Genomic DNA, 10,116 nt, shown 5'->3' with positions numbered 1-10,116 from the left:
TGAGCGCACCCAGTCCCAGCCGCTTCCGGCCCACGCCCAAAGACATGGAGGACATACGCAAAACGGCCATCAACCGACGACGGGTGGATCGAGTATCTGATGCGCCAGAAACCCAGTTTCGGATGAATTTGTGACGCTCTGTGTGGCGCGCTGAAGATGTCAGTTCATGCATGCTTTTCCTCGTTGGTCTCATCGCCGGTCCCGGTCGCCGGACTATCTGTTTCATTGATTGTTGGTGTGGGATTGCGGAGCCCATCGAGCAGCGCATGGCCATCACGGGACCCGAGCTGTTCGATGGACAGAAATGCCTTGTGGACCCAGTCCGCCGATGCGGCGGGGACTTCGGTCAATGTTCGTTCGGATCGTTCCGGCGTCAGCCTCAGGTGCAGAAGTGCACGGCAGGCATCGAGATGCTTCATCGGTTCGCGATGGCCGAAGAAAGGTATTGTGAGGCCCAGAATATAGAGCGCGTAGAGATGGTCGATTTCGGCGCTCGATAGTTCCTTGGAATACCTCCCTTCGAGCGCCCGCCATGCTGCAAGCGCTTTCGGCTCGAGCAGCTTGGGATCGCTGTACATGAATGACGGGAAGGCAGCGTTCATGACTGCCCTCCCGCTGCTTCGGATGTCCGCCAGTATTCCCGAAGCTTGTTGCGGATCGTGCGGAGGGAAATGCCAAGCATGTCGGCTGTACGTATCCTGTTGCCACGACAATGACGCAGGGTCTGCAAGATGAGCCTGCGCTCCACGTCGGCAAGCGTTTGTCCCACCAACATATGCGCCGCCTTATTGGCCGTTTCCGCCCCCGTCGTTCGTGGGTCCGCCGCCAGATGACAGATGACGTGGTCGATCAGCCGCTCGTCACTCGCGGTCACGACGATCACCCCCGAATGGGCTGTCTCCTCGCGGAATACGAACAGACCATTCTCTGCGTCGATTAGGACCGTAGCCGTTTCTCCGATGAGCAAGCGCGGCGCTTCGCCCTCGGTCAGTCTGAAGGACGGCGTGTTTTCCGGGAAGGCTTCATCGCTGAACAGGGCCCGGAGCTCGGCGCGCAAATACGATAAGCGCGTGCGTTGAAGCGACAGGCTCTGACACGGAGAGGCTGTGCGCTTGCCGAAAGAGGGCTGTGGTTTTGCGGTATCGCCGCCCGCTCCCACGCCCCGGCGACCAAAGCTACCAAGAACCGTGCGCAAGCCATATGAACCAAGCAGGGTGGGCTTCTTGTTCATAGAAGCCCCCGTGCCCACCAGCCGATCCAACCAGCTGCAAGGGCAGCGGCGATCAAGCCAATGCTGGCGTAGCCGTTGCCAGCCAAGAGAATCCCAACGATCGCGCCCGAAAGCGCAGAAACGCCTGAAAGTACGAGAGGCGCCGCATCCTTGCCCGAAGCAAACTCTTGATGATCCGAACTATGTAAAGACGATAGTCGGCGATCGTCGTGATGCGTCATGCAACCTCCGCGTTGCCGGGTAGGGCGCCGTTCCGTGCAACCGGAACCGAGAAGAAATGACCCTGGAAATGCGTGGCACCAGCCGCCCTCGCGGCCTCAATCTGGGCAGCGGTTTCGATGCCCTCCACGACAATGAGCGGGGCAAAGCTCGAAGCAAATTCAACGATGTTCTGAAGGCTGTTACGTCCTTCAGCCGATCGCCGGATATCATGAACGAAAGCCTGATCGATTTTGACGATATCGAAATCAATCAGTTGGAGAAGCCGAGGAGACGCAAAGCCAACTCCGAAGTCGTCCAGTGCAACGCGGCAACCCAGACTGCGCAGCTCCACGATCATGTCGGAGCAGAATGATAAGTTGCTCCATTCGCGCGTTTCCGTTATTTCAAGAACAAGTCGCCGCGCGAGATGCGCGCGATCACGAATTTGTCCAAAAATGGCATTCCAAGCCGCTGTGTCAGCTACATTGTCGGCAGAAAGGTTACACCCCAGGACCAACGCCGAATCTGTCTCAAGCAGATCGAGAACAAGCTTGAGCATATGCCGGTCGAGCATGGGTGCTTCACGCAAAGCATCGAGGTACGGGACGAACTCGCTCGCCGCATAAACTCTTCCGCTCAGGTCGCTCAACCTCGCTAGGCACTCGCCGTAGAGAGTCTCATCAATGGCAAGTGCGGACCGGACGTCCTGGACGAAGCAACTAATACGATCATCGATGATCGCCTTGGCGATGATCTCCAAATGCTTTTTGTCGAGAATGTCGATATCATTAAACATGGCGCCCCAAGCGTTGGAGTATTTTTATAGTTGTGGCTGGGGCCGCCAGTTGGTGGCATGTCTTGAATTGAAAATGCACTTGCCCCCCCTTAACTCGCTGCGTGAGTAAATGAGCTCAATCAGGAGCGCCGAGTGCTTTGTCGGCCGTTCACAATCAGCTCCAAGAGCGAGAATTTCGGGAAAATGGATAGCTGACGCACCAGCGTGACGGCGAGTCACACACCGTTCCGCAACAGTTGGCGTAGCGTCACAAACGGCTACATCGACATGTTCAAGGGTTGCGCAACCGTATGGCACCACCCCTAATTATCAGCGCCCCATTGTAGAGTTTAAGCTCTGCTTGGAAGGGGTGACGTTTCTGTTTGAGAGAATGGAAGCGGGTTTCCAAAAGATCACCATAACATCACTGGGGGACACATGGTCGATCAGCAGAAGGTGCACGATCAGCTTAAGCGAATTCTGAAATCTAGAACATTCCAGAATTCTGAAAGACTTAGAAGATTTCTAAGGTATATTGTCATAGAAGATATTGAGGGACGCGCAAATACCATAAAATCATACACGATTGGCACCGAAGCGCTGGGTCGTCCCAGTGATTTTGATGTCGCCAATGACGGCATTGTACGCACAACCGCAAACAGGCTGAGATCTTCTCTGGAAAAGTATTATCTGACAGAGGGCAGGAACGATCCGATTATAATATCGTTGCCTCTGGGGAGATACATTCCTGAATACTCAGAGAATCTAGAGTCCCTGTTGCCATTAACATATGACGAAGAAGACCTTGGACCCGAGGACCCACCCGATTCTTCGATCAAATCGGAGTCGACCACAGCAACGCCTCGGACATTCCGACGGCTGTTGCTGTGTGTGACTGCTGCGGTTCCACTTGTTGCTGCGGCAATGTACGGTGGATTGAAAATCATAGATCAACGCGCTGAGGTTGCGTGGCAGCCGCCGATAATCCTAATCCAGGCAGCCAATGCGCTAACGGATGACGAGCATTCCGTTCTCTTTGCGCGCAGCCTGCCTGCGCGTCTGTCAGACGCCATGACTTTTTACGACATAAATAGCATTGTCCGAACACAAGATTTTTCCGAAGCCCAAAACTATGTTCGAAGGCTCCCCGACAATCAGAGTGCATACGTTGTTACAACCGAGGTAGATTCAAACAGCGCCGGTATTGCTGTGTATTGGCAACTGGTAGACGCACGAACCGGAGCCGTACTTTGGTCTTCCCAAATCCTAAAGAGCGACGCCCATCGCATAGTGGAGGTCATGGTTCACGAGCTTGTCGGCGAGAATGCCGTAATTCGTTCAGCTGAACGACGCAGGCTCCCTCTTGATCCGGTCACCGGCTATGTTTGCGTGACGCATACTCTCAATGAAATGATCACCCTCACGGATACCAAGCGCGGCTGGATGTCGAAGTGCCTGAGCGCAACGGTTGGCGCGCAACCCGACTACGCTCAGGGTTGGGCCCTGCTTGCCTTAGTGCGCGTTGAGGACTCCATAGCGGCGGCTGATGACGGCGATCTCGAGGCCAGCAAAGCTGCGCTCGAAGATGGCTGGAGAAGCTTTCGCAACACGGAGAGATTGGCGCCGGGCTCGTGGTTTACCCTTCGCGCCAGGATAGCGCTTGAGTTCCAGAAGGCAGACTTCACAGCCTTTCGAGCCTCTGTATCAAAGGCCCTAGCGCGTCTTCCAGGAAATGCGCGGGAACGGATCGCCATCGGTGAGCGTCTCTTTGCACTTGGTGAATACGAAGAAGCCTCAACCGTTATCGAGAACACAGTCACCTTAATGACGGTTCCCCAACCCTCCGACTACTTGTTTCTGGCGGCTTCTCTCTACAGACGCGGCGAAAACCGCGACGCCCTTAAAATGTTGCAGGATCAACCTGTCCCCCAAAACACCTTCTACTGGAGCTTGTTGGTGGCCACCGCCGGTAATCTTGGTGACGCTACAACCGTGGAAACGGCCATGCGTTCCTTGGAGGCTATACGCCCACCAGACTCAAGCATTCTAGAGGCAGACCTACGCAATCGACACTTCCGCAATGAGTTCATCGAACAAATCCGGAACGACTTCGACCGAGCAGCAGGAATGTAATTGTGCAGGGAGCAATCACACTCCGCCAAAGCAGGCTGCCACCCCGCCATGCATTCGAATGGTGATCCTCAGCGCCCCGGCTTTCAGTCGATAGACCGCTCAAACCAAGGCCGACGCGGGGGCTCAGACTCAAGCCTGCGGCGACTATCATGCCGTCGCCGATCGTAATCTGTTATGGTGCGGGCGGTCGGACTCGAACCGACATATCCGTAAGGACGGTGGATTTTGAATCCACTGCGTCTACCAATTCCGCCACGCCCGCACTTTGCCGCCGATCCTAGCCCAGGTGCTTGGCTCCTAGCCGGCTCCTAGCCCATTTTCGGCGCATTTCGTACTCATCACTCTCACACCGACAGCCCTTTGAAAATACGATGTTTTCACTTCACCGTGATTTTCTGTGGATTGATAGACAAACCCCTTTTTGAGTCCGGCGCGTCTACCAGTTCCACCACACCCGCACATTGCTGCCGAAGCAGTTCGATATGGTCCAAAGGGACAGCGGGTTGGGATATACCGGCTAAACGAAACGAGGTCAATTGCTCAAAAGTGCAGCTTGCACCGCTCTTCGAAAAAGAAAGCTGGCGGACAAGAAGTAATGGCTCGTGCTCTACTCTACCGCTCTTGTCGCAGTTGCGAGCAGGCTCATTCCTGACGGTGTCAGGCGCAACAGGCCTTATGTGTTCGGCGCGGCTTCGAGACAGTCAGCTGTTATTTATCTGCGTAGGCTCGCCTCAACCAGATTCCAGAAGACCAGCAAGGCAATGAAGCCCAGCAGGACATAATCCAGCGTGCTGACATAGTGAAAATATTCCATGGCGCATCTCCTTCCCCGGGAGGGCGCGACAGCGTTTGAGCCAGACGGAAGCTTATAATTTTATCCGGGCTTCGAGCACTTGTTCAAAGTGCCGGATTGCACCGGTGCGGACCTCCTCTTCCGCCTGTCCATGCGCTCTCCCACGACAAAGTGTATCACGCTTTGCCGTATGGCTCAAATCCTTGGTCTGGCTGGCATAATTGACAATATTCGTGGGATATCAGGCATTCTAGTTCGAAGCCGCGACATTGGCTTTCCGGCAATCGGCAAAGCGGTCGAGCGTCTGATCATAGGCTGACGTCTTCACGCCCATCATGCCCAGAACCGTGTGGAACAGGTTGTCGTGCGACGATGGGGCAGCGGCATTCTGTTTGACGCAGGCGGCGTCCAGTCGCGTGGCAGCGGCATAGTCCGGGGAGAACCACGCGACGAAGGGAATATGGGTCTGAACGTCAGGCGCAATGAAATAGGGCGCAGCGTGCAGATAAAGGCCGTCTTCGCCGAGCGATTCGCCATGATCGGACATATAGATCATGGCTGGAGCAAAACGGTCTCCGCTGGCTTTCAGGATATTGATGATCTCCGACAATATGTGATCGGTATAGAGGATCGAATTGTCGTAGGCGTTGACGATCTCGTCCGTCGTGCAGTCTGAAAATTCGCTCGTACGGCATTCCGGTTTGAACCTGGCGAATTCCGGCGGATAGCGGCGATAATAGGATGGCCCGTGACTGCCGGTCATATGAAGGACAATTGTCGCATTGCCGTTCACGTCCTTCAGGTGATCACGCAGCCGGTCGACCAGAATCTGGTCGAGGCATTCACCGCCTTCGCAATAGCGCGCATCGTTGGAGTTCTGAAGGTCGACCGTCGGTATGCGGTCCGACACGCCCTTGCTGCCGGTATTGTTTTCATACCACGCAACCTTCACACCGGCATGATTGAGGACGTCCATCAGATTTTCCGAGCTATGGAATTTGGCACTCGAATATTCCTCGCGCGGAAAAGGCGAGAACATGCATGGCACGGATACAGAAGTATCCGTCCCGCAGCTTGTCGTGTTCGGGAATGTGACAATATCCTGCTGCTTGAGTTCAGGATTGGTTTCGCGTGGATAGCCGTAGAGGCTGAAATTCTTGGCGCGGGCGGTTTCACCCACCACAACGACGGTCAGCAGTTTTTTGCCGGATGCGATTGGCGGCAGCGCCTGTTTGGCGTCAAGGCCCAGTGGCTGCATCACGATCTGCCTGTCGTTCAGATCATGCGCAATATATTGCACCGTGCTCTTGATCGGCGTTCCGGGCATCAGCCGTTCCATTATGTCGGAGCGATGCTCGCGATACATTGATGAGAAGCTGCCGTAATCAGAGCCGATCAGCGCGATGGCGCCGACCAGACAGGCGATTATTGAAATGGTATTGACCATGAGCTTCTGCAGCAACGGGCGATGTTTTACACGCACCCAGATGATGAGAAGCGAGGGAATGACGGCATAAAGCAGCATATGCAGCAGAAAGCCCGTCGTTATCAGATGACCCGACTCGGCTTTTGTCGTCGTAAACGTTGCCTCGACCACATTCCGGTCGATGATCGTACCGAAAGTATCCGTAAAATAGGACCCGCCGGCGGCAACCCATACGGCGAAAATGAGAACCGGCTTGATGACATATTTCGCCGAAAAGGCCATCAGTACGGCTATATGGATGAGAAGGATGGCTGCTGCTGCAACGACAAGCTTTAGCGGGTGGTCGGAAAAATAGGCGATCAGCCGGTGCCAGAAAGATGTGTTGGTAAAGGCGAGAAGATAAATCGCGGTCAGGACACAAAGCGTACCGCTGGCGATGGTCGGACGTGGAAACCGCATTCCTGAACCTTCAAAATCCCAAAGTCTGGAAGATGAAGCTTTGCAGGGCTTGCGCAAAACTGCAATCGCAACATTCTTTCCCGGATCGGAGATTCAGGACAGTGAGTTTTGGGCTTTTTTAAGGTTGCTTGAAAGGCCTTACTTTCTCTCGGTGAAACTGCGGATGCGATTGCGTACGATCCGGGCCAGGTTGCGTGTCCGCTGATAGAGATGAATCTGGGATGCGGCCTGACGGACCAGTTTGTCCGCAGATGGGTTCAACCCGATGACAAGTGTCTCGATGGTCTCGCGGGCAGCGAACAGCCGCGTCATGACCGGATGATCCGGAACGGCGCAGGAATCGGTACGGTTGATGTTCGGATCGTTCAGATGATTCTTCACGACCTCGATCATCAGAAGCACGCCGGGCGACCAGGCGTTCAGGCTCTCGTCATAGGCCGTCTTCCAGGTCCACGCTTCACCTGAAACCGTAAAGACGATGAGAATGGCAATGACCCGGCCATCCAGTTCAAGCGTGTGCACCCGCACGCAGTCGCGCTCGGCAAGATTGTTGACCGCTTCGCGCGCAAAGGCGGCGCGAAACCGGTCGACCGCCATGGCTGTCCCGCGTTTGCCTTTCCAGCCGCTTGCCTCCAGCGTCAGGAAATGTTCGAAGGCGTGGCGCACTTCGTCGGGCGTGCGGGCGACGCGATAGGCAAGTTCGCCCTTTTCCGCCAGCCTGCGCCACAGACGATTATAATCCCGGCGATGATGGGCATTGATTGCCTCTTTGATGTAGGCGTCGCCGTCCAGATCGCTTTCGAGAAAGGGACGCTCCTTCTGTTCTATGGCGACCAAAGGCAATTGCCGGCCCACCGCGACCGAACGGGTCAGCCGTGCCGCCGGGCCATCGGCCCGCATCTCCGGCAGGACGAGCACGTCCGGCAATCTGAGATGCTTGCGGGCGAGAATATCGAACAGGTCTTCCAATACGCCGACAGGATCGTCGTGATCGATCAGCGGCGTGCCCTGCGGGCCAAACGGCGTCGACCAGGCGCGGATTACCGGCGTCGAAAGTGGGAGGCCGGGGCGCTCGATCGTATAGGGCATGACGAAGCGCAGGCGGCTGCGGATTTCGTTTTCGTCGCGCATGACCATGAAGCGAACTTCGCGATCTTCAAGGCGCGGCATGGCAGGCGCCAGAAACCGCGCATTGAAGAAGATGTTCGGCTCGACGGTGCGGTTGCTCAAATGGTCGAGTTCGTCGCGCAATTCGAAGCCCGCCGCCGCGCCATAGATCGCCAGCTTGCGCGGTATATCGCGGCTGTGAAGGCTTTCCTCCAGCTTCTTGACGGCTTCATGCGCCATACCGCTCTCGGCAAGTTCCGAAACAATATGGGCTGCATTTCCGCCTGCCGATTCTTCAAGCAAAGGTTTCGCGGCCATTACAAAGTCCCCTCCGAGGTCTTGGTACGGTCTCGTGGAATGAGAATGAACATGGTTATGTGCAAGGTGCGCGATACGGCCGCCGAGAGGAGTGCCGCTTCCATCAGCATGGCGATGGCCGTGGAGACGGCGGCGCCCGTCAGGCCGAACTGCGGTATCAGCACCAGATTGAGAATGACGTTGACGGCAAGTGTTGCGGCATAGAGGAGGGCGCAGATGTTCTGCTTGCCCGACATATTGAGAAGGCTTTCCGCCGGGCCGACGCTGGCGCGCGCGATTACCCCGATGATGAGAATGAAGAGAAGCGGATAGCCGGCTGTGAAGGCCGGACCGAAAAGCCGCAGCAACGGATAGCCGGTCAGCAGGATGACGGCACCGAGGAACAGCGTCGGCCAGAATGTCCAGCGGACGGAAGCCTCGGCAAAGCTTGCAAATTCGGCTCGGTTGCCGCTGTGCAGCAGATCCGAATAACGCTGGGCGACACTCGCCTTCACAGCGAAATAGACAAAATGAGCAAGCGCCATGATCTTCGTTGCTGCAAAATAGATCGCCACATGCTCGGGGTCGAGCGCATGGCCGACCATCAGAACATCGACATTGATGAGCAGGAAGAAAAAGCCTTCCACGAGGAAAATCGGCAACGCAACCTTTATCCATTCGCAAAGGCGCTGGTCGCGCGTTGCGGCGGGAATGTCTTTTTCGAGTGAGCGGTCGACCGTTAGAAACTGCCCGACCGTCGTAAGCCAGGTCGCGGCAATCGATACTGACAGCGCAACAGTTGCCGTGGAGGGCAATCCCGCTTCATGCGCGATGATCATGAACAGGAGAACCAGAAGCGGGCGGACGATATAGCTTGGCGTCAGCGCCATCATTACCCAGGTGCGCGAGCGCGCAATGCCGTCCAGCATGTTGCCGAGCGCAATCATCGGCAGGCAGATGAAGCCGAGGATGAACGGCACCAGATAATAGCTCGCCACATGGTCCCTGAGCAGAAGCAGCAGGCCAGCGCCTAGAAGCGCGATGAGAGTGGCTGCCGCGAAAGCGAATATGCGCCCGGTCAGGATAATGCCGCGCACGAGGCCGAATGCCTGGTGCTGCACATATTCCGGCACGAAGCGGATGATGGTCGTGTGCAGCCCGAAACAGGCCAGATCGCCGATGATGATCATGGTGAGCCAGACGAGGACGAAAACGCCGTATTCGAATTCACCCATCCAGCGGGCCAGAATAACCTGAGACAGAAGGGCGATAGCCGCACTCGCCACGCGCACGGAAAAAGCGACGAGAGACGAGCGCTGCGCGCTGGCTTGCGGTCCACCATCCGTAAGCACGGCATCCAGCCGCTCCGTCACGGGACGAAGCCTGGCCGCGATCCTGCCCGGTAGAAACCGGCTCGCCGTTTCAGCTGCCGAAAGCCGCACTATCTGCCAACCCTGTCTTTGCAGGCCTCTTCGGGCCTGTTTATTTTATACCGGGCAACCCGGCTTTTCGCATCCGCGCTTTGTTGCCCGTCCGCACGGAAACCTTAGGCAAGAGTTCTTTATAAAGAGGAAAAGAAAAAGTCTAATCTTCCCAAGGTCGCGCGACATCAAGGAATGGTGAGTATTTTCTAAACGACATCTATATTTGCATCATCTAAAATAAAGCGAACATAAAGATAACGGTTTCACCTG

Annotated in this window: 8 protein-coding genes and 1 tRNA gene; 1 reads left to right on the top strand and 8 read right to left on the bottom strand. The window is 55.9% G+C overall.

Features of this window, described 5'->3' with window-relative positions:
• Positions 1-164 precede the first annotated feature (164 nt).
• Genes AC0TOF_RS08520 through AC0TOF_RS08505 form a run of 4 tightly spaced genes read right to left on the bottom strand, consistent with a single transcriptional unit; the run spans position 165 to position 2,228 of the window.
• A complete protein-coding gene (locus AC0TOF_RS08520; protein WP_473767905.1) occupies positions 165-602 on the bottom strand; it encodes a hypothetical protein in 438 nt (145 codons plus the stop codon).
• Positions 599-1,231 carry a helix-turn-helix domain-containing protein gene (locus AC0TOF_RS08515; RefSeq protein ID WP_473767904.1) on the bottom strand — a complete coding sequence of 211 codons (633 nt, stop codon included), beginning with the start codon at positions 1,229-1,231 and terminating at the stop codon, positions 599-601. Before AC0TOF_RS08515 ends, AC0TOF_RS08520 begins: the two co-directional genes overlap by 4 nt.
• A complete protein-coding gene (locus AC0TOF_RS08510; RefSeq protein WP_473767903.1) occupies positions 1,228-1,452 on the bottom strand; it encodes a hypothetical protein in 225 nt (74 codons plus the stop codon). The genes AC0TOF_RS08515 and AC0TOF_RS08510 overlap by 4 nt, the downstream gene beginning before the upstream one ends.
• On the bottom strand, positions 1,449-2,228 hold the full coding sequence (locus tag AC0TOF_RS08505) for an EAL domain-containing protein (RefSeq protein WP_473767902.1): 780 nt from the start codon (positions 2,226-2,228) through the stop codon (positions 1,449-1,451). The genes AC0TOF_RS08510 and AC0TOF_RS08505 overlap by 4 nt, the downstream gene beginning before the upstream one ends.
• Positions 2,229-2,645: 417 nt before the next feature.
• Here AC0TOF_RS08505 and AC0TOF_RS08500 point away from each other — a divergent pair, with 417 nt between their 5' ends.
• Positions 2,646-4,340 carry a hypothetical protein gene (locus AC0TOF_RS08500; RefSeq protein ID WP_473767901.1) on the top strand — a complete coding sequence of 565 codons (1,695 nt, stop codon included), beginning with the start codon at positions 2,646-2,648 and terminating at the stop codon, positions 4,338-4,340.
• Between the two features lie 175 nt (positions 4,341-4,515).
• Here the strand turns inward: AC0TOF_RS08500 and AC0TOF_RS08495 are convergent.
• The 4 genes from AC0TOF_RS08495 to AC0TOF_RS08480 all read right to left on the bottom strand — a co-directional run bounded on the left by AC0TOF_RS08495 (position 4,516) and on the right by AC0TOF_RS08480 (position 9,864).
• A tRNA-Leu gene (locus tag AC0TOF_RS08495) sits at positions 4,516-4,602 on the bottom strand.
• 781 nt (positions 4,603-5,383) lie between these two features.
• Positions 5,384-7,018: a phosphoethanolamine transferase gene (locus tag AC0TOF_RS08490; RefSeq protein ID WP_473767900.1), complete on the bottom strand. Its 1,635-nt coding sequence runs from the start codon at positions 7,016-7,018 to the stop codon at positions 5,384-5,386.
• Positions 7,019-7,156: 138 nt separating this feature from the next.
• Positions 7,157-8,443, bottom strand: a complete 1,287-nt coding sequence (bspF, locus tag AC0TOF_RS08485; RefSeq protein WP_473767899.1) for a type IV secretion system effector crotonyl transferase BspF — start codon at positions 8,441-8,443, stop codon at positions 7,157-7,159.
• Positions 8,443-9,864 carry a lipopolysaccharide biosynthesis protein gene (locus AC0TOF_RS08480; RefSeq protein ID WP_473767898.1) on the bottom strand — a complete coding sequence of 474 codons (1,422 nt, stop codon included), beginning with the start codon at positions 9,862-9,864 and terminating at the stop codon, positions 8,443-8,445. The genes bspF and AC0TOF_RS08480 overlap by 1 nt, the downstream gene beginning before the upstream one ends.
• Positions 9,865-10,116 lie beyond the last annotated feature (252 nt).

The sequence above is a fragment of the Ochrobactrum sp. PL_is501 genome, assembly GCF_055816895.1.
Note: the sequence above shows the minus strand (reverse complement) of the source record. Positions and strands in the feature narration are given on the sequence as shown.

Bases quoted from the DNA above. Each gene is read 5' to 3' on its own strand.
- AC0TOF_RS08500 (WP_473767901.1), top strand. From the start codon at position 2,646: ATGGTCGATCAGCAGAAGGTGCACGATCAGCTTAAGCGAATTCTGAAA.
- AC0TOF_RS08505 (WP_473767902.1), bottom strand. From the start codon at position 2,228: ATGTTTAATGATATCGACATTCTCGACAAAAAGCATTTGGAGATCATC.
- AC0TOF_RS08520 (WP_473767905.1), bottom strand. From the start codon at position 602: ATGAACGCTGCCTTCCCGTCATTCATGTACAGCGATCCCAAGCTGCTC.
- AC0TOF_RS08490 (WP_473767900.1), bottom strand. From the start codon at position 7,018: ATGCGGTTTCCACGTCCGACCATCGCCAGCGGTACGCTTTGTGTCCTG.
- bspF (WP_473767899.1), bottom strand. From the start codon at position 8,443: ATGGCCGCGAAACCTTTGCTTGAAGAATCGGCAGGCGGAAATGCAGCC.
- AC0TOF_RS08515 (WP_473767904.1), bottom strand. From the start codon at position 1,231: ATGAACAAGAAGCCCACCCTGCTTGGTTCATATGGCTTGCGCACGGTT.
- AC0TOF_RS08510 (WP_473767903.1), bottom strand. From the start codon at position 1,452: ATGACGCATCACGACGATCGCCGACTATCGTCTTTACATAGTTCGGAT.